The sequence below is a fragment of the Aeromonas sp. 11P genome (assembly GCF_051920165.1).
GTDB lineage: Bacteria > Pseudomonadota > Gammaproteobacteria > Enterobacterales > Aeromonadaceae > Aeromonas > Aeromonas veronii.
Genome location: NZ_JBQBDJ010000004.1, coordinates 2,798,840 through 2,818,284, shown reverse-complemented (window position 1 = coordinate 2,818,284; position 19,445 = coordinate 2,798,840). Strand labels below are relative to the sequence as shown.

14 protein-coding genes and 4 tRNA genes are annotated in these 19,445 nt (G+C 57.7%); 9 read left to right on the top strand and 9 right to left on the bottom strand.

What is annotated here, in order from left to right:
* Positions 1-42: 42 nt before the first annotated feature.
* The 3 genes from ACTG1P_RS13015 to ACTG1P_RS13005 are packed head-to-tail and all read right to left on the bottom strand — an operon-like array spanning position 43 to position 4,865.
* On the bottom strand, positions 43-3,123 hold the full coding sequence (locus ACTG1P_RS13015; RefSeq protein WP_005355755.1) for a multidrug efflux RND transporter permease subunit: 3,081 nt from the start codon (positions 3,121-3,123) through the stop codon (positions 43-45).
* Positions 3,124-3,138: 15 nt separating this feature from the next.
* The gene (locus ACTG1P_RS13010) at positions 3,139-4,272 is read right to left on the bottom strand and encodes an efflux RND transporter periplasmic adaptor subunit (protein WP_005355753.1); all 1,134 of its coding nucleotides are present in this window, start codon (positions 4,270-4,272) and stop codon (positions 3,139-3,141) included.
* Positions 4,269-4,865 carry a TetR/AcrR family transcriptional regulator gene (locus ACTG1P_RS13005; protein ID WP_005339267.1) on the bottom strand — a complete coding sequence of 199 codons (597 nt, stop codon included), beginning with the start codon at positions 4,863-4,865 and terminating at the stop codon, positions 4,269-4,271. Before ACTG1P_RS13005 ends, ACTG1P_RS13010 begins: the two co-directional genes overlap by 4 nt.
* A gap of 232 nt (positions 4,866-5,097) precedes the next feature.
* Here ACTG1P_RS13005 and ACTG1P_RS13000 point away from each other — a divergent pair.
* From ACTG1P_RS13000 to ACTG1P_RS12980, 5 genes are all read left to right on the top strand, one after another.
* Positions 5,098-5,174: transfer RNA gene (locus tag ACTG1P_RS13000), tRNA-Arg, on the top strand.
* A gap of 51 nt (positions 5,175-5,225) precedes the next feature.
* Positions 5,226-5,301 (top strand) — tRNA-His (locus ACTG1P_RS12995).
* Between the two features lie 20 nt (positions 5,302-5,321).
* Positions 5,322-5,407, top strand: a tRNA-Leu gene (locus tag ACTG1P_RS12990).
* Positions 5,408-5,483: 76 nt separating this feature from the next.
* A tRNA-Pro gene (locus ACTG1P_RS12985) sits at positions 5,484-5,560 on the top strand.
* 179 nt (positions 5,561-5,739) lie between these two features.
* Positions 5,740-6,255 (top strand): ricin-type beta-trefoil lectin domain protein, encoded by a 516-nt coding sequence (locus tag ACTG1P_RS12980; RefSeq protein ID WP_108613339.1) that lies wholly within the window; start codon positions 5,740-5,742, stop codon positions 6,253-6,255.
* A 23-nt stretch (positions 6,256-6,278) separates the two neighbouring features.
* Here ACTG1P_RS12980 and pyk read toward each other — a convergent pair whose 3' ends face one another.
* Together pyk and ACTG1P_RS12970 are read right to left on the bottom strand one after the other, a co-directional pair.
* On the bottom strand, positions 6,279-7,757 hold the full coding sequence (pyk, locus tag ACTG1P_RS12975) for a pyruvate kinase (RefSeq protein WP_440001436.1): 1,479 nt from the start codon (positions 7,755-7,757) through the stop codon (positions 6,279-6,281).
* 72 nt (positions 7,758-7,829) lie between these two features.
* Positions 7,830-9,167, bottom strand: a complete 1,338-nt coding sequence (locus ACTG1P_RS12970) for an MFS transporter (RefSeq protein WP_184237170.1) — start codon at positions 9,165-9,167, stop codon at positions 7,830-7,832.
* 314 nt (positions 9,168-9,481) lie between these two features.
* On the opposite strand from ACTG1P_RS12970, the gene ACTG1P_RS12965 reads away from it, so the two are divergent.
* The 3 genes from ACTG1P_RS12965 to ACTG1P_RS12955 are packed head-to-tail and all read left to right on the top strand — an operon-like array spanning position 9,482 to position 14,407.
* The gene (locus ACTG1P_RS12965) at positions 9,482-10,741 is read left to right on the top strand and encodes an ABC transporter substrate-binding protein (protein ID WP_440001435.1); all 1,260 of its coding nucleotides are present in this window, start codon (positions 9,482-9,484) and stop codon (positions 10,739-10,741) included.
* The gene (locus tag ACTG1P_RS12960) at positions 10,738-13,146 is read left to right on the top strand and encodes an ATP-binding protein (protein ID WP_440001434.1); all 2,409 of its coding nucleotides are present in this window, start codon (positions 10,738-10,740) and stop codon (positions 13,144-13,146) included. Before ACTG1P_RS12965 ends, ACTG1P_RS12960 begins: the two co-directional genes overlap by 4 nt.
* On the top strand, positions 13,130-14,407 hold the full coding sequence (locus tag ACTG1P_RS12955) for a sigma-54-dependent transcriptional regulator (protein WP_440001433.1): 1,278 nt from the start codon (positions 13,130-13,132) through the stop codon (positions 14,405-14,407). The genes ACTG1P_RS12960 and ACTG1P_RS12955 overlap by 17 nt, the downstream gene beginning before the upstream one ends.
* A 4-nt stretch (positions 14,408-14,411) precedes the next feature.
* Here the strand turns inward: ACTG1P_RS12955 and ACTG1P_RS12950 are convergent, their stop codons facing one another.
* Positions 14,412-15,986, bottom strand: coding sequence for a methyl-accepting chemotaxis protein (locus ACTG1P_RS12950; protein WP_440001432.1), 1,575 nt, complete (start codon positions 15,984-15,986; stop codon positions 14,412-14,414).
* Positions 15,987-16,264: 278 nt separating this feature from the next.
* Here ACTG1P_RS12950 and ACTG1P_RS12945 point away from each other — a divergent pair, with 278 nt between their 5' ends.
* Positions 16,265-16,579, top strand: a complete 315-nt coding sequence (locus tag ACTG1P_RS12945; protein ID WP_440001431.1) for a hypothetical protein — start codon at positions 16,265-16,267, stop codon at positions 16,577-16,579.
* Positions 16,580-16,654: 75 nt separating this feature from the next.
* Here ACTG1P_RS12945 and ACTG1P_RS12940 read toward each other — a convergent pair whose 3' ends face one another.
* From ACTG1P_RS12940 to trmH, 3 genes are all read right to left on the bottom strand, one after another.
* Positions 16,655-17,470 carry a Cof-type HAD-IIB family hydrolase gene (locus ACTG1P_RS12940; protein WP_440001430.1) on the bottom strand — a complete coding sequence of 272 codons (816 nt, stop codon included), beginning with the start codon at positions 17,468-17,470 and terminating at the stop codon, positions 16,655-16,657.
* Between the two features lie 89 nt (positions 17,471-17,559).
* Positions 17,560-18,600 carry an alpha/beta fold hydrolase gene (locus ACTG1P_RS12935; RefSeq protein ID WP_440001429.1) on the bottom strand — a complete coding sequence of 347 codons (1,041 nt, stop codon included), beginning with the start codon at positions 18,598-18,600 and terminating at the stop codon, positions 17,560-17,562.
* Positions 18,601-18,670: 70 nt separating this feature from the next.
* Positions 18,671-19,402, bottom strand: coding sequence for a tRNA (guanosine(18)-2'-O)-methyltransferase TrmH (gene trmH / locus ACTG1P_RS12930; protein ID WP_440001428.1), 732 nt, complete (start codon positions 19,400-19,402; stop codon positions 18,671-18,673).
* Positions 19,403-19,445 lie beyond the last annotated feature (43 nt).

Genomic DNA, 19,445 nt, shown 5'->3' with positions numbered 1-19,445 from the left:
TAAAAAAGGCCCCGTATCGGGGCCTTCGCATGTGATTGATGATTAATGTCCGCCGTTTGCTTTGGGCGGAATGGTTTCATCGAATACCGGCAAGGGTTTGTGCTCGGAAGCCAGATAGGTGTAGATCACCGGCAGCACGAACAGGGTGAACAGGGTACCGATGGCAAGACCTGCCACGATGACGATACCGATACTGAAACGCTGTGCCGCACCGGCACCTGCGGCGTAGAGCAGCGGGATCAGACCGGCAATCATGGCGGCCGTGGTCATCAGGATCGGACGCAGACGCACCTTGGCGGCCTGCATCACGGCTTCCATCCGGTTCATGCCGCGCAGCAACTGCTCTTCCTTTGCTACTTCACAGATCAGGATACCGTGCTTGGTAATCAGACCCACCAGGGTGATGAGGCCTACCTGGGAGTAGATGTTCATGGTCGCCATACCCCATGCCAGGGCAATCAAGGCTCCGCTGATGGCGAGCGGTACAGAGACCATGATGACCAGCGGGTCACGCACCGACTCGAACTGGATCGCCAGCACCAGGAAGATGATGGCCAGTGCCAGCGCGAAGGTTGCATAGAGTGCATTGCCTTCGGTGACGAACTGACGGGCTTCCCCCATGAAGTCGTAACGGTAGCCTTGCGGCAGCTTCTCGTCGGCGGTGGTCTGGAACCAGTTGATCGCATCACCCATGGCCACGCCCGGAGCCGGAACGGCACCGATGGTGGCGGAGTTCAGCTGGTTGAAGTGGGGCAGGGCGCGGGGCTCACCGACCACTTCAATGCTGATCAGGCTGCCGAGCGGGATCGATTTGCCATCTGCGGCCCGCACGTAATAGCCCTTGATGGACTCCGGATTGAGACGGTACTTGCGCTCGACCTGCGGGATCACCTCGTAGGAGCGGCCATCCAGGTCGATACGGTTGACATAACCGTCCGCCATCATGGTGCCCATGGTGATACCGATATCCTGCATGGTGATGCCGTAGGCACCCGCCTTGTCCTTGTCGATGCGGATCTTCATGGTGGCGGAGTCGTAGTTCAGATCGAGATCCGAATAGACGAACTGACCGTTACTCTGCGCCGCTGCCAGAATTTCCCCTGCCACCAGGAACAGGCTTTCGAAGCTGTTCGGGGTGGTGATGACGAACTGGATCGGCAGACCACTCGATGCACCCGGCAGTTCCGGGAACTGGAAGGTGGTGATGGCCATACCCGGGATGTCTTTCACCAGATTGGCGACCCGGTCCAGCACCTCTTTCTGGCTCGCTTCACGCTGGCTCCAGGGCACCATGGAGGCGATACCGAACGCCTGGTTGGCGTTGAACACCCCGGAGAAGACCTGGGAGAAGGCGATCTCGGGCTGGTCGTCCAGGATCTTGTTCACATCCGCCATGGTATTTTCGATGTAGTCCAGGTTGGCGTTGGACGGTGCGGTACCCAGCACGGCCATTACCCCCTTGTCCTCTGAAGGTGCCAGTTCGCTCGGGATGAACTTGAACAGCAGCGGCAGGCTGGCGAAGACGATGACGGCGAACACCACGATGACGGGGCGCTTTTTCATCACTGCGTGCAGCATGCTGTCGTAGCGATCGGTCATCCGCTCCAGCAGGTGGTGGACTGTGCTCTCGAACTTGCCCGGCTGCTCGTTGGCCTTGAGCATCTTGGAACACATCATCGGTGACAGAGTCAGGGCGATGATGCCCGAGACGAACACGGCACCGGCCAGGGTCAGGGCAAACTCCTTGAACAGGGAGCCGGTGATGCCCCCCATCAGGGCGATAGGCGCGTATACCGCCGCCAGGGTGACCGTCATGGCGATAACCGGTACCGCAATTTCACGGGTACCGATAATGGCGGCCCGGAACGGTTCTTCCCCCTCCTTGATATGGCGGTCGACGTTCTCCAGCACCACGATGGCGTCATCCACCACCAGACCGATCGCCAGCACCATCGCCAGCAGGGTCATCAGGTTTATCGAGAAGCCGAACATATCCATCATCATCACCACGCCGATAAGACTGAGCGGAATGGTGATGATCGGGATGATGACCGCGCGGAACGAACCGAGGAACAGGGTGATGACCACCAGAACGATGGCGGCTGCCTCCAGGATGGTCTTGATAACCTCGTGGATGGACTCGTTGATCGCCACGGTGGAGTCATACATCACGTTGAGACGCATGGTGCTCGGCATATTGCGCTCAAGGCTCGGCAGCAACGCCAGCACATCGTGGGCGATGTTGATGGGGTTGGCTGTCGGCGCGGCGTTGACCGCCATGACCACGGCTTCGCGGCCGTTGGCGCTGGCGCGATAGATGTCGTGGCTCTTCTCGAGGGTCACCTTGGCAATGTCGGAAAGGCGGATCACCTTGCCGTCACGGGTAGCAACGACCAGACGCTTCAGCTCGTCGACATCCTTGACCTGGGTCTCGGCGTTGCCGTTGAACAGGGTGAAGTAACCGGTCGCCTGACCTGTCGCGGACTGATAGTTGTTGCTGTTGAGCACCGTCATCACGTCGCTGGCAGTCAGGTTGAAGGCCGCCATCTTGGCCGGATCCAGCCATACCCGCAGGGCAAACTCGACACCGCCGTAGAGGTCAACCTTGGAGACCCCGCCGACAGTAAAGAGCTGCGGCTTGATAACCCGCTCCAGATAGTCGGTGATCTGGCTGGAGTTGAGCTCCGGGCTTGTAAAACCGAGGTAGAGCACCGCCGTGGTTGAACCGGTGGAGGAGGTGACCGACGGGTCTTCCGCCTCTTTCGGCAGCTGGGAGCGCACCGAGTTCACCTTCGCCAGGATGTCGGACAGCGCGGCGTTGGGGTCGGTGTTGAGCTTCATGTACGCAGTGATGGTGGAGCTGCCCAGCTGGCTGGAGGAGGTCATGAAGTCGATGTTGTCGGCTTGCGCGACCGCCTGTTCCAGCGGCTGGGTGATGAATCCCTGGATCAGATCAGAACTGGCGCCATAGTAGCCAGTGCTGACGGTGATCACCGTGTTGGTCACCTCGGGGTATTCCCGTACCTGCATCTTGAAGATGGCCTGAAAGCCCAGCAAGGCGATCAGGAAGCTGAGCGAGATTGCCAGCACAGGCCGTTTTATAAATATGTCAGTAAATCGCATCGCAGATCTCCGCGCTTACAGCATCGGGGTTTGTGCCGGAACGGCCAGGGCATCGTTTTCGACCACATGCACCTTGGTGTCGTTGCTCAGGCGAACCTGACCCGACAGTACGATCTGGTCACCGGCCTGGATGCCGGAGAGCACATGCACATCGTTGCCACGGCGCTCACCGGCCTTGACCACAACCTGCTTGGCTCGCAGCACTTTCACCTTGTTACCCTCTTTGTCGGTCTCTTCGCCCTCTTTGAGCACGTAGACGTTCTGACCGTAAAGGGTGAAGGAGATAGCGGTTTGCGGGATCACAATCTGATCTTTCACCGTCGGCAGAATGATGCTGGCGCGGGCGAACATACCGGAACGGAGCTGACCGTCGTTGTTCGGAATGTCTGCCTGTACCTGGATCAGGCCGCTCTGGAAGTTGACCGCAGGCTCGATGGCGGTGATATGACCGTCAAACTGGGTTTGCGGATAGGCATCCACATTGATCTTGATGGTCTGGCCCAGCTTGATTTTGGAGATATCGGTCTGGGGCACGGTGAAGCGCAGGCGCATCACGCTGGTATCTTCCAGGCGCACGATATCGGTGCCCGGCTGCAGATACTGACCGAGGAACACATTGCGCAGGCCGACCACGCCGCTAAAGGGCGCGCGCACTTCACGACGGGCAATGGTCGCCTTCAGACTCTCGATATCCGCTTCCAGCGAGCGATAGGCCGCTTCAGCTTCATCCAGCTGCTCTTTGGAGATGGAGCTGGTCTTGTAGAGGTTCTGGAAACGATCGAACTTGGCTTTTGCCGCCGGCAGCTTGGCCTGGGAGGCCCGCAGATTGGCCCGCTCCACGGTAGAGTCCAGGCTCAGCAGCAGCTGGTCAGCCTTGACCGGTTTGCCTGACTCGAAGGTGATGGCGTCAATGGTACCTGCCAGTTCGGTGGAGAGGGTCACCCCCTGATTCGGCTCGATGAAGCCGATTGCTTCGATGGTCGGTACCCAATCCTGCGCCTTGGTCACCATGGCGGTGACGGGGAACTCGGGTTCCGGCCGGTTGGCCATATATTGGGCAATCATCTTCTGTTTGAACAAATTGAAGCCGATGACGCTGCCAAACAAGGCGATCGCTATCAGCAACATAATGGCCATCCACTTTTTCATGAACAGGCTCCTGAGGTGGAAAGATTGGGGGATAAAATGGCATTCCAGCTGGCCCGGATCGCGGTTTCCAACTGCGATTCGGTCAGCGTGATGTTGTGAACCCTGCACTGCAGGGCCAGATGCATGACACTGTCCAGACTCAACACCTGCAGTGCCCGTATCGGTAAATCAATAAACAGTCCTTGTTCAACGCCCTGTTCAAAAAATCGGTCCAGAGGCTCCCAAGCGGCCAGAATGACAGGATTGGTCTCCAATTCTGCCCCTAGCGGAGAGCTCTCGTACTGCAATTTGCACCGGATAGCGTTGGGTTCGTTAACAAAAATGGCATGAATATTGAGCCATAATTGGCGAAATTGTTGAAATGAAACTTTATCGATTGCTACATCGGCCATGACCATGGGCACACACTGCAAGATAGTGTGCTGGTGCAGTTGCCGGATCAGATCATCCTTGTCGCCGAAGTAGCGATAGATGGTGCCGGTGGCAACATTGGCCTTCTTGGCGACTTCTGCAATCGACAGACCATGAAAACCCCGTTCACCCAGCACCTCATGAGCCGCGTTGAAGATGCTCTCTTTTTTATCCAGAATCATCAGTGTGACTTTCGATTGAATGAACGTTCATTCATTCTAGATGGGCATCAAATCAAGTCAAGGCAGCAAGGCGATTTGCGACTGTGATCTGTCCCTTTTCGGCTGTCAGCTGGGGAATAGTGGAAGAAAAGTGCGCAATGTGCTTGAAAAAACAACTAACAGTGTTTTGGTGACAGAAAAGTGTAGACAAACCAGCAACCATCATTAATAATGCGCCCCGTTCGACAGCGTAGCGCCCGTAGCTCAGCTGGATAGAGCGCTGCCCTCCGGAGGCAGAGGTCACAGGTTCGAATCCTGTCGGGCGCACCATCAAAAGTGCGTCGGTTAAACGGGCGTTGTTGTGGAACGAATACAGCTGTGGTGGCTGTAGCTCAGTTGGTAGAGTCCCGGATTGTGATTCCGGTTGTCGTGGGTTCGAGCCCCATCAGCCACCCCATTTTACAGCTTGTCAGGTACGCGAAGGTGGCGGAATTGGTAGACGCGCTAGCTTCAGGTGTTAGTGCCCCCCGGGTGTGAGGGTTCGAGTCCCTCTCTTCGCACCATACTTGCTGTATGACGAGGATGACCATAAGGTCGTCTTTGTTTTTTAGAAGTAAACTATTTTGAAAGAAATAGCCTCGGTGATTAGCGCAGTCCGGTAGCGCATCTGGTTTGGGACCAGAGGGTCAAAGGTTCGAATCCTTTATCACCGACCACATTTAGAAAAACCTCGCTTCGGCGGGGTTTTTTGCTTTCTGGCCTCCGCCGTGCCAGTACTCTCTCCCTGTTACGTCTGTTTACACTCTATTTGGGCAGCGCGCCCCGCCTTTCGGTTATGCTTCAGCCTCGAGTCACTGACAACCGGATGTCATCGGCCCATTTCAGGCATTTTTCCATGAATAACAAAATTTCCTTTTCTTGCTCTCCTGCCCTGCTGGCTGCCTTGCTGCTGGGTGGCTGTACCATCAAGCCGCCATCCACCGATGTGATGATGGGCTCCATTGCTTCACAACCGCAGGAGGAGCGCTCTCTCTCCCCCTTGCTGACCAGCGGTGATTTTTGCGTTGCCGTGTCCCAAAAAAAGGTGTTGGCACAACCTTGCAGCGGAAAAGACGATCAACTGTTCGAGTGGGATCTGGGTGAGTTGCGCCTGCAGGATCTCTGTTTGCAAGCCAAAAACGACAGCGAAGTGATGCTGGCACCCTGTGACGGTCAGGCGCAGTGGGAGTGGCAGAAAGACAGGCTTTTCAACAGCAAGGTCTCCCGCTGCCTCGATGTGGCCGGGCGACGCCATACTCCCGGCACGCCGCTGCGGCTGGCTGAATGCTACGGCGGGGCGAACCAGAGCTTCAGCTGGCAGCGGCCCAATCCCTGGCTGGAAACCTTGAAAAAACAAAGCCTCACATGGTGAGGCTTTGCTGTCTCTATTCAGCGTTAGAGGAAAGATGAGCTCCGGCTGGACGGAGCATCGTGGCACTTGCTACCAAGCGGTATCAGGCGGCAGACATCTTCGTTTCCCGCTCCCTCCAGCGAATCGAGCCGGTTGATCAGCAGAGAATGAATGCCATGTAGTTGATTGGCTTGCTCCAGCGTTGCTATCAGCTGCCGTGAGTCTCTCTCATCTTCCACCTCCTCTTCATAAAAGAGGGGGGTGACACCGCGCAGAATCGTCATCTGGTTGAGTAACATGGGTTTGTTGGACAGTGCCCAGATTGGATTGTTCAGGTTGCTGCGAGAGATAGCGGTGACGGCATCTCCCTGTGAGGTCAGCACTGCTATACCACAGGATTGATCGTGACTGAACGCCGCCGTCATTGCTGCCAGCGCCATGCAGTGGCTGGATTGATCGCTGTGATGGGACGCTTTCTGCCAGCGTGGTTGAATCGGATCTATTTCACGTTCTGCTCCGTGTGCGATGCGAGCCATGGCTTCCACAGCCTCGACCGGATAGAGACCCGCCGCTGATTCGGCCGACAGCATGACGGCATCCGTGCCATCTATCACCGCATTTGCGATATCCAGCACCTCGGCTCGGGTTGGCATGGGGCTGCTGATCATGGATTCCATCATCTGGGTGGCCGTGATGACCGGTCGGCCGAGCTGATGGCAACGTTTGATCAGCTTCTTTTGTACGCCGGGCAGTCTGGCATCGCCAATCTCTACCCCCAGATCTCCACGTGCCACCATGACGATGTCTGCGGCGCGAATAACCTCGTCCATCGCCTCGACCGAGGCCACCACTTCCGCTCGTTCTACCTTGGCGACGATGGCGGCATGACTGCCTGCTGCCCGGATCAGCGTTCTGGCCTCAACAAGGTCGGCAGCACAACGAGGGAAGGAGACGGCGATAAAGTCGGCCTCGATCTGGCTGGCGGTCAATATATCGGCCCTGTCCTTGTCGGTGAGTGCCGGGGCGCTGAGCCCTCCACCCAGTACATTGATCCCCTTGCGGTCGGAGAGGGGGCCACCAATCTGCACCCGGGTGAAGATATTGCTGCCTTCGATATTCAGGACCTCAAGTTGGATCCGGCCATCATCCAGCAGCAGGATGTTGCCGCTGTGTACGTCGTTGATTAGCTCCGGGTAGTCGAGGCCGACGCGATCCTGATCGCCCGGTTGGTCACTTGGCGCCGCATCAAGGATAAAAGAAGCGCCAGGGGTCAGGGTGATGCTCCCTGTGGCAAAGCGGGCAATACGGATTTTTGGGCCTTGCAGGTCGGCCAGGATCCCGATATGGAGCCCCAGCCGGGCGGCGGTCGTGCGGATCAGGCTGGCGGTGGCAATATGTTGTTCGCCGTTGCCATGGGAGAAGTTCAGGCGAAACACATTGGCGCCAGCCACCATCAGTTTTTCCACCATGTCGGCCGTTGAGCTCGCTGGGCCCAGAGTGGCAATGATTTTGGTTTTACGCATCGGAAACATCCATTCTCGGATTTGGCAATGAAAAAAGGGTGGTCAATTGACCACCCTTTTTCTGTTACAAGATCAATAATCGACCACTTTTTTGGCGTTCCATACCGTCAAGGCGAGCAGCATGGAGACCACGGATGCACCGAGCCAGAAATACTGGGCACTGCTGAAGTCATAGTGAGTGACACCATCGACCACGCTGGTTTTGATCAGGGCGGCGGAGACCAGCTCCTGACCGGAGGCTGCGATGTAGGAGCAGAGGCCGATAAAGCCTTTCACTGCGCCCACGGCCGTTTTTGGCATCAGGTCACAGGCTGTCAGGCCCGCCAGGAACACGACAAGTCCCCCGATTGCATAACCGATCAGCGCCAGTGCAACGGCGTCCATCATGCGGCTCTGCGGGCCCCAGAACATCAGGCACATACCGGCAATGTTGGCCAACCCGTAGAGCAGGGTCGGGATGTGACGGTTGGCGTTGAAGATTTTGTCAGAAATGATGCCAGCCAGAATGGCGCCGAGGAAGCCGGCGATGGGGTAGGCAGACATGGCAAAACCCGCATCGATCAGGTTGTACCCTTTTTGCTCTTGCAGATAGAGCACTGCCCAGGAGCTCATGGCGTAGCGAGACATGTACATGCAGGCACAGGCTGCCGCGATCAGCCACACTGTCGGCTGTTTAAGCACAAACAGCTGGGCGCGACGGATCTCGGCTGGCTCGACCTTCTTGGTGATCTCCGCTTGTTCGCCAAAGGCAACGGCAGGTTCTGGCAGGGCATAGGTCTGCGGGCGATCTTTCAGCACCAGATACATACACAGCGCGGCAGCCAGAGAGGCAAGGCCGGCACCGATAAAGCCCGCTTTCCAGCCGAAGAAGCTGACGATACTGGCGGTCAGGATCCAGGAGATACCTTCACCGATGTTGCGCGAGCCGCCCCAGATGGAATAGACGGAGCCCCGCTGCTTGGGTGAGAACCACTGGAAGATGGAGACGCAGGATGGTGCGGAACCGACCGACTGGAACCAGCCATTCAGACCCCACATCAGCACCAGGAAGAAGGTCGCGGTATTCATGCCCATCAGGATGGTACAGATGGAAGAGAGACCGAGCGACACCGACATGAAGCGGCCAATGTTGGCGTAGTCGGAGAGGAAGCCGTTCGAGAACTTGCCGACGGCGTAGGTGAACAGGAAGGCTGAACCTATGACCCCCAGCTCTTCCAGCGTCACTATGCCGGCGTCCAGCATGGGTTTCTTGACCACGTTCAAACTCATTCGGACGACGTAGAACATGGCGTAGCCGAGTACCAGACCGAGGAATACCTGCCATTGGTACTTGCGGTAAATCGAGCGGATTTTATCGGGCGAGGCATCCATGACCGGAAGGTCTGCTCGCGTTTTGAAAAAGTTGAACATATTGTTCTCCGTGTATGTTGGGCAGCAAGGTTTCAGAGGAAGCTCTGTTAGCTGGAGCCATCATATGAAAGGAGAAAACTGGGCGGCAAAATGGCTGAAATGAGTCAACCTTGACTCAATCGTGTGGGTTTCGTGGGGCGAAAATGACTTCTTTTGACTGTCCCGGTAACGAGCGATGAATAACAATAGGCTCCTGTAACAGGGACATGAGTCAAAACTGGCTCACCCCTGATGAAATGATTTTTACCCCTTGTGTTGAATATTGGATGTACCGCACATAATCCGATAATTGCCAGTGAGCCGACAGAGAGACCATGCCCATATTTTGCCGACAGCTCCCGTTTTTGCTGGTCGCGATCCTGCTGCCTTTGACCCCTCTCCATGCCTCGACCCTGACGGTATTGACCTCCTTTTCGGAGGCGCCGGTCAAGGCGGTGATCGAGGGGTTCTCCCGGCAATATCCGGCGATCCGCGTTGAGGTCATCTATCGCCGGACGCTTCCCGCCTTGCGGTTGCTGACGGCGGATGATGCTCCCGGGGTCGACATCATCATGTCTTCATCCCCGACTTTTTTTCACACGCTGGATCAGGCCGGTTTGCTGGCCGGTTTATCGGCTGAAACGGTGCCTCCTGATTGGCTGACTCCCCATATGCTGGGTCTGGGCAGCAAGGTGGCTGTGGTTGGATACTCGGGCAGCGGCATCATGTATAACCGCCGCTATCTGGACAAATATCGGTTGCCGGTGCCGACCACCTGGCAGCAGCTGGCCTCACCACAGTTCATGGGGCATGTGATGATGAGCTCTCCCTCCCAGTCAGGGACGACCCATATGATGGTGGAGAGTGTCTTGCAGCAGTATGGTTGGGAGCAGGGGTGGGCACTCCTGATGAGGCTTGGCAGCAACCTGTCGGCCATTACGGCCCGCAGTTTCGGCGTCAGCGACGGGGTGACTCGTGGTCTGGCTGGTGCCGGTCTGGTGATCGACAGCTATGCCCGCAACAGTCAGGCTCGTTTCGAGCACGTTGGCTTCAATATCCTGCCTGATGCGGTGATCCTGCCTACCTATCTTGGCGTTGCTCGCAGCAGCGAGCATCCGGCCAATGCGGCCCGCTTTATCAAGTACCTGTTATCAGCCAAGGGGCAGGCCATTATTGCTACTCCGGGTATGGCCAAGGTGACGCTGAATCAGCCCCGCCTTGCCAGCGAGGCCAAATATGTCACCGACAAAGATCTGCTGTACCGGCGCGCCGGTCTGCTCAAGGCGTTGTTCGAGCAGACCATCACCCAACAGTTGCCGCGGTTGAAGCTCACCTGGCAGGGGATCAACGGTGCGGATACTCGGGGCGATCCTGCCCGTGAGCGCCTGCTGGAACAGGCAAGAGCCAAAGCCAGCACTCCCCCTTTGAGTGAGCAGGAGGCAAATGACCCGGCCCTGCTGGCTCTGTTTGACGGACTGTATGACCGTGATCAGAGCAATCCGCAAACCGAGAAGGTGATGCACCAGTGGCGCCAGGCTATGGAGGCTCGTCTTGGCGAGGCTCGCCTGCTGGTCGATCAGGTGGTGAAGCCATGATGAGCTGGAGTCGCCTGTTGCGCTTGCCGAGTAGTCTGGGCCGTCGTCTTATTCTCGCGTTTGTTTCCATTACGGTCCTGACCTGTGTCATGGGGATGGCGGCTTACATGGTGTGGGGTCGACTGGGACAGCAGGTAAACCTGATTGTTGAAGAGAGCCTGCCGGCCATCGGCAGCGCTTATCAGCTGGAGCGGGCCAGCTCCCGTCTGTTGCTGCTATTGGCACAGTTGCGTGATACCCGGGATCCGGTGAAATACAGCCAGCTTTCTGCGGAGGTCTCCAGCACCCTGCTTGATATCCGCAACGCATATCCCCGGGGCAGTGAGGATGAGCGCTCACAGCAGCAGGCGTTCGCCGAACTGAACTTGCTGGTGGACAATCATGGTACTTACCTCAAGCGCCAGATCGATCATCTTGAGTCGTTGCAACAGTTACAGAAGCGAATCAACTGGCTGCATCAGGATTTGGTGGATGATGTGGCGCCGTTGTTGCAAGAGGTGGAGTGGCATCTCACCGGTATGGTCGGCAGCCAGGATGACATGGGGGAGTTCGGCTCCGTCATCAAGGAGTTCTCTGCCTTGCAAGACCTTACGTTCAAGGAGAATGAGCTGTTGGCGCTGGTTAACGAGGTGATTGCCCAGCGCAATCAGCAGGATCTGGAGAGTGCATTTCTGTTTATCGGCTACAAGATCGACGAGATGGATGAGCTGATCTCCCGCCTGGCCGAGTATCCTTCGACCGTGAGTTATCGCCAGATCCTGCAGGATATCGTGACGCTGGTGAAGCCGAACGGGCACCTTTACCTGTTGTTGCAAGCCGATGCGCAAACCCACCAACAGCTAACAGCACTGCGGCCACAGCTTGATAGCGCTGTCTCCCGCTACCATCAGCGGGTCTCTCTGATCGTGACCGAGGCGAACCGCTCTCTGAGTGTGCTCGGTCGCAACAGTAGCCAGATGGTGGCAACGGGCAAGCTGGTGATCCTGGTGGTGCTCGGACTTTCCGTCTTGATCAGCATTTTCGTGCTGGTGGTGCTGATTGGACGCAGGTTGATTGGCCGGCTCGATACCCTGGGGCAGGATCTCGCCCGGGTTGCGGAAGGTCAGATGGATGCGGTGGTCAGAACGCAAGGCCGGGACGAAATCGGTCAGCTGGGGGAGAGCCTGCGCCACTTCTGTCAGCAGCTGCAACAAATGGAGAAAACCAATGCCCTCAATCTCATCAATAACACCCAGGCCTGCTTAATTACCTGTCATCCCGATGGCACCATAGAGTCGGTCAACCCCAGTGCCTTGACCCTGTTTCAGCAGACAGTGATCAAACCGGAACAACCTCTGTGGCAGTTATTCCCCGATGATGCCAAGGCCATACTGGCTGCCCAGTTCGAGCCCGGGCAGCAACTGCTCACGCTGGGCTACAGTGAGTGCACCATTGCTACCGGTGCTGACAGTCAGCCTCGCTTCCTGCACTTCAACCTGCGCCGGTTCGAGCAGGGGCGCGGACACAGGTTCATAATCACCATCACGGATGTGACCCGGCAGGAGATAACGGCCCGAGAGTTGGGGTCGCTTGTGGCTGAGCGTACCCGGGAGCTGACAGAGAACAACCGGCTGCTTGCCGCAGAGGTGGTGCAGCGGCAACAGGCAGAACACAACTTGCTGCAGGCGCAGGATGAGTTGATCCAGGCGGCCAAAATGGCCGTGGTGGGGCAGGCGATGACCAGTCTGGCCCACGAACTCAATCAGCCGCTGTCAGCCATGATGACCTACCTCTACACCAGCCGTGCGGCGCTGGATGCCGGTCACTACCACTCTCTGGGCAGTGATCTTGGCAAGATCGAGAAACTGAGCCAGCGCATGCATCGCATCATTACCGCCTTGCGCAATTTTGCCCGTAAATCACCCACCCCCGATACCCGCATCCGGCTCGATCCGAAAGAGCTGGCCGATCAGGCGCTGTTGCTGCTCGAAACCCGTGCGAAGCGCGATAGCTGCCAGTTGCACAACGAGCTGCCGGATGGGCTGTGGATCGAGGCTGATCCCGTTCTGGTTGAACAGGTATTGGTCAATCTGCTGGTCAACGGGATGGATGCCATCGCCGGACGGGAGCTGCGCCAGATCCGTCTGCTGTGTCTCGCACAGGAGGGCGGGTCGCTGCGCATCGGGATTGCCGACAGTGGACCCGGATTTGGTGAGGCGATCCTGCCCAAACTTTTTACCCCCTTTACCACCTCCAAAGAGGTGGGATTGGGGCTGGGACTGACCATCTGTCGCTCCCTGTTGGCGCGCTGCGGGGCGGATATCTTGCTGGGCTCCACGTTGGAGAGGGGGGCCATGGTTATAGTGGAATTTGCCGGGGGGCGTGAGCCACCGAAGGAGATGAAAAGCGATGCTGTTACCCCATAATCGTCAGGCCAATGTGTTGCTGGTGGACGACGATGAGGACGTGTTGGAGTCCTATTGCCACCTGTTGCGCCTCTCCGGCTACCAGCCCAGGGCAACCACCTCTCCCCATGAGGCGCTGGCATTGCTGTCACAGCAATGGCCAGGGGTGGTCGTGTCCGATATCTATATGCCTGCCATGAACGGCATGGAGTTGCTGGACCGGGTGCTGGAGATCGATGGCGAGCTGCCGGTCATCATGATCACCGGGCATGGCGATATCCCTTTGGCGGTGCGGGCTGTCAAGCTGGGGGCCTTCGATTTTCTGGAAAAACCGCTTAATCCCCAGTCGTTGCTTGATCTGCTGGAGCGGGCCTGTGCACAACGCAGTGCGATCATGACCCGGCGCAGTGAGATCCGGGCGACAGTTGAGGATGAGTTGATTGGAACTAGTCCGCAACTGGTCGCGATCCGCCAGCAGATCAACCAGTTGGCGCAGACCGACAAGGATCTGATGCTGGAGGGGGCGCCGGGTTCCGGTCGCTATACACTGGCGCAGTTGTTGCACCGGATCAGTGCACGGAAGGCGCATCCATTCCACCTTCATGATTGTACGTCAGCGTGCTCCCTGAGCGAGATCCAGGCCAGCCTGGTCAAGGCGGAACAGGGGACGCTGGTGCTGCAATCACCGGCAAGGCTGACGGCAGAGTGCCAGCGCTGGCTGGGCAACCATCTGCTGGAGCAGGAGCGGCGGGGAGAGAAGTCATTGCGTACCATCGCCCTGTTTGAGGAGTCTCCCGAGGCGCTGGTTGAGCAACAACTACTGATGCCCCAGCTCTATTATTTTCTTTCCCAGGTGAGACTCAAACTGCCGAGGCTGGTTGAGCGAAGCTGTGACATCATTCCCCTTTTTCGCCATTTTTTGCGAGAAGGGTGCAAGCGGATAGGCAAGACAGTGCCAGCAGTGGATCGCGCCTATCTGGAGACCCTCAAGCGCCACCAGTGGTCCGGCAATATTCGCGAGTTGAGAAACGTGGCAGAACTCTATGCGGTCGGGATCATCAAGCTGGCGGGCTCTGAGCGAGCCATCCCCGGCACGAATGCCAAGGAGCCGCTGGATGATCTGGTCGACGAGTTTGAACGGCGGGTGATTGAGGACACCCTGTTCCTCTTTTCTGGCCGGGTGACCGAGGCGGCCAACTACCTTGGCATTCCCCGCAAGAAGCTCTATCTGCGGATGAAGAAGCACGGGCTCGACAAGGAACAGTTCAAGCCCGCCGGCTGAGCCGTCAGAGCTTGAACTGTTGTACAGTCGTGGCCAGTTGTTGGCTCTGCTCTTCCAGCTGTCCACAGGTCTGGCGAATGATCGCCAGGTTCTCCAGCATGGCGCGACCATTGCCTGAGACTATGTTCAGATTGTGGTTTATCTCGGTGCTGACGCCGCTTTGTTCATGGGCCGCATCCCGGATCTGGCCGTTCATCTCGTTGATGATGGTGATCGCCAGGCTCATCTGGCTCAAGCTTTCCCTGGTCTGGTGTGCCAATGCAACAGCTTGGGTACCGCTCTGGCTGCTGGCCTCCATCTTCTGCACGGCCAATTGGCTACCCTGTTGCAGCCGCTCGATCATCTGCTGTATTTCACCCGTGCTGTGCTGGGTCTTGCTGGCCAGGGTGCGGACCTCATCGGCTACGACGGCAAAGCCGCGCCCCTGCTCACCGGCTCGGGCCGCTTCGATGGCCGCATTGAGTGCCAGCAGATTGGTTTGTTCGGCGATGCCGCGGATTACTTCCAGCACCGAAGAGATGTGCCCGACATCTTGCTCCAGTCGCTGAATACCCTGTTCCGAGCTGTGAATGTCCCGAGCCAGTGTTTCCATGGCTGCGACCGTATTCATCAGGTCCGTCATAGCGCTCTTTACCTGGCTAGCGGCATTGGCAGAGGCGTGCTCAGTCTGGCTGGCATGTTCCACCATGAGGGTGCTGGTCGCGCTCTGTTCCTCTACTGCTGCGGCAATTTGATCACTCTGGCGCTGCTGCTCTTCGGCATTGCCGAGCATCTGTTCCATGAGGGTGTGCAGTTGCCGTGATGCCGTTTGTACAGTGTTGGCGGTCTGGCTGACATCGCTGACGATCCTGTGTATTTGATCGATGAAGCGGTTAAAGGTGGTACCCAGGGTACCAATCTCGTCGCGCGAGGTGATGGTCAGGCGGCGTGTGAGGTCTCCCTCGCCCTGAGCAATATCCTCAAGCGCCTGCTGCATCTGGTTGAGGGGTCTGAGCGTGAGTCGGGTGACTGACCAAGTGAGTACCAGGGCCAGCAGTATGGCAATGAGGGTACCCACGCTTAAAACCTGTTGCGCATGCTGACTTGATACCTGAACTTCTTTTCTGAGAGTCTGCTGGGATAGCTCGATCGCATCCTTGAGCAAATTGAGTTGCTTGCGGATGGTGGTGAACTGTTGCTGTGATGCCTGGAACTGGCTGGCGAGCAGAGGGCTGCTCTCATGGGGAGCGGCAAACACGGCCTGATAGTGTGCGAGCCAGCGATCAAACTCTGCCAGCATGAGGTCAAGATTGCTCTGGTATTGCTTGCTGAGGAGGCCAGCATCAATCAGGGCCTGCACCCGGAGCAGCCTGTCTCTCGCCTTGTTACCATTATCCTGAAACTCCGCGATCTGATGCGCCACATTTGTTGTGGTCAGGCCACCCACGCTCAGGCCCTGGCCTGCGGCAATGACCTGATAGAGATCGCGATAGGCATCTTCCAGAGAATTTTGTACAGGCAGTATCTGTTCGACAATGGTGCGATTAACCCGTTGCTGCTCAGTAAAGCTGGTGTAGGCGACGGTAACCACGCTGGACATGATGATTAGCACAATCAACACGGGTAGACGGGTTTTGGTCGTGAGAGATAAGCGATTGAGGAGTGTCATGATGGTGCATCTCGCAAGGGAGGTGAATGGCGTGTCATTATCTGGCTTCATGTTTCATGAGGGCTCACACGAGTGTCTCAGTGTTGGGCTGGAGTCATAAAAATTTGGGTTACTACCGGTACATAATCGGGTGCAGTCGGCATAGATAAGAGCGAAACTTGTTCGGGGAGTGAGTCGTAAAGTCTGTTCTGTCAGCCAAGAGGTGCATCATGAGATGTCCAAGATGTCTGAAAGAAGGGGTTGAGAAAGCATTGGATGAACGGGTCGGCAGGGCCTGTGCAATGGGATGTTGTGCTGCGGGTGGCTACGCTTGTGCCGCGACCTTTGCCAAGCTGGGTGCTGGCTGGGGGGCCGCATTGGGCAGTCTTGGCACGCCGGTCGGCGCTATCGCAGGCGCTGTGGGTGGCGCCTTGCTGGGTGGAGTGAGCGGAGGCGGGTTGGGTCTGTTGCTGGGCCGTTCCATCGATCGGCAGATTTCACGGGAATATTGCTGCACGGCCTGTGATTACCGTTTCAAGCGGTGAGCACGCCAACTTCTGCACAGTGACAGTCATGGATACCACACCGGGTATCCATGTTGATTTGCTTCTGGCCTGAACTCAGGCTGCGCTGACGCTCTCCAGTTCGAACAGCTTCTCCAGATAGACGGCGACGCCATCTTCGTCGGAGGTGAGGGTCTGCTCATACTCCGGCAGCGCCAGTTTCAGGCGGTCATGGGCGTTGCCCATGACGATGCCACGTCCCACCATAGTCAACATCTCGAAGTCGTTCATGCCATCCCCGAAGGCGATCGCCTCTGACATGTCGAACCCGTTCTGCTCCAGCACGGCACGCACCGCGTTGCCCTTGTGAACCCCGGCGTGCATCACTTCGAGGCAATCCGGCAGGGAGAAGGTGACGTTGAGCTGGTCGCCGTAGCGCTGGTTGAGGTGCGCCTCGATCTTCAGCAGCTTCTCGTGGTCGCCGATGTAGAACACCTTGTTGATCTGCTCTTTCGGTTCCTGCTTCAGGTCATCGACCAGACGGTAGGTGAACCCTGACTCGTCGTGGAACTGCAGCAGCCAGGGCAGCTCCTCTTCCACCACCCAATCATCACCCTGATAGACATTGAGGTGGATAGAGGGGTCGCGCTCCAGCGCAATCAGTTCGGCGGCGATCTCGGTCGGCAGCGGCTGGTTGAAAATCAGTTGATCCTGTTTGTCATGGACCACGGCGCCATTGGAGGTAATGAGGTAGATGTCCATCCCCAGCGCATCGCGGAAGCTGCGTACGTCAACGTGATGACGGCCGGTGGCGACCACGAATTTCACACCTTGTTCTACCAGGCGGTGCAGGGTATCCCGGGTACGGGGAGAGATCTGGTGCTGCTTGTTGAGCAGAGTGCCATCGAGATCGGATACAACTACCTTGAACATCATTACCTCGGCATCGATTGAAAACAGGGGCAGTTTACCTTAGCCCGCACTGTCACCCCATTTATTTAGGGTTACAAAAAATAGCCAGCTCAGAAGCGGGCGAAAAAGTCGACCATCGCGGTCAGGGCGGGCTGGCGCTTGTCATCGGATTCGATAAACAGCTCGTGCCAGGCCCCCTCGATGCGCAGTGGTTTGCCCCCTTCGCACTTGGCAATGGTGCAGAAGCGATCCTGCGCGGCATTGTCCACCACGCTGTCGTTGCCAGCCTGCAGCACCAGCAGCGGGGTTTTGATGGCGCCCGCATCGGCGATGGCAGCATCGGCACCGGTGATCCCCTGATAAATCCAGTGGGCGGTCGCGCCACCCAGCTTGATCTGCGGGTGCTGTTCGTAGATTTGGCGGAAGGCCTGATAGCGGGACTGACTGTGAGTCAGCTCGTTGTCGGCAAAGCCGTGATCCTGATAGGCGCCCTGACCGGGGCCGTAGGGGGGCTCGCCAAGCCAGCCGCCGACCGTGCCTATGGTGCTCGCCAATCCCTTGGCCAGCCACTTGGGCAGACCGCCGAGATTGATGCCCAGCATGGGGGAGGAGAGCACGGCCGCCTTGATATCATCCGGCCAGCGCTCCAGATAGCGGGCCGAGATGGCACCGCCCATGGAGTGGGCCAGCAGGAACAGCTTGGCAGGCTGGTCCGCCATGATGATCTGGTCATGAAACTGCTTGAGATCGACCACATAATCGTCGAACTGGTCGACATATCCCTTCTGCGGGTCATCCAGCATCCGATCGGACATCCCCTGACCGCGATGGTCGATGAGATAGAGGCTGTAGCCCTGGCGCCAGAGATCCCACGCCAGCTCCTGATACTTGAGGTAGCTCTCGACCCGGCCATTGACGATCAGGATGGCGCGATCGACCTTGGCTTGCCGTAGCGCGGCATAGCGGATGGTCACCCCGTCCTTGCCCTTGAACTCTCCTTCCATCGCATGCTGGCGCCAGAAGTCGGGTAGGGTTTGCTGGTAGAGGCTGGGTACATCGGCTTCGCTGGTGAGCTGATAGGTATTGGTCACGGCAAGGGCTCCGGCAGAAAACAGGGTCAGGGCCAACAAGGAAAGAGATAGAGGTTTCATCAGGCACACTCCGTTTGCCAGGTTTGATAAAACACGGCGATATAACCTTGGTCATGGTGCTGGCAGAGCATCACTCCTCCTGCTCGCCATCATCTTCATTGTGTTGCGCCCACCCTTTGCGGGTCAGCTGCATCCGTTGCCACCACTCTTCGTCCGCCAGAATTTCACCGGCCTGGCCGAGCTGGGGGTAGGGCATCTCTTTCTCTTTGCAGAGCTGGGCATAGATGGGATATCCACCCTCGAACAGGATGTTGTTTTGCTCCTCCAGCGTGAGCGGGCAGCCGCGCTGATAGCAACCGGCCAGCTCGCGCTGACGCTGGGCTTCGTAGAGGATGGCGGCGGCAGCCACCGAGACGTTGAGGGACTGCACCATGCCCACCATGGGGATGACGATATGGTGATCGGCCAGCGCCAGCGCCTCTTCACCAATGCCGTGCTTCTCCTGACCCACCAGAATGGCGGTCGGCTTGGTGTAGTCGATGGCGCGAAAATCGACCGAGCTGTCGGAGAGGTGGGTTGCCAGGATCTGCATGCCTGAAGCTTTCAGCTCGGCAACGGCTGTGCCGATATCCGGGTGCAGTTTTACATCCACCCAGTTCTGGCTGCCGCGGGCGGTGCCCTTGCGCTTGTGGATCCAGGTTTTGGGCCAGACGGCGTGTACCCGGTGGATGCCGATGGCATCGGCGGTACGCACGATAGCGGCCAGATTGTGAGGTTTATGGACCTCTTCCATACAGACGGTCAAATCGAGCTGACGCTGGGCCAGCATGTCGGTGATGCGCTTGAAGCGTTCGGGGGTCATGGCTTGTCTCAATAAAAGCAGCAGGCGGCTTGCGCCGCCTGTG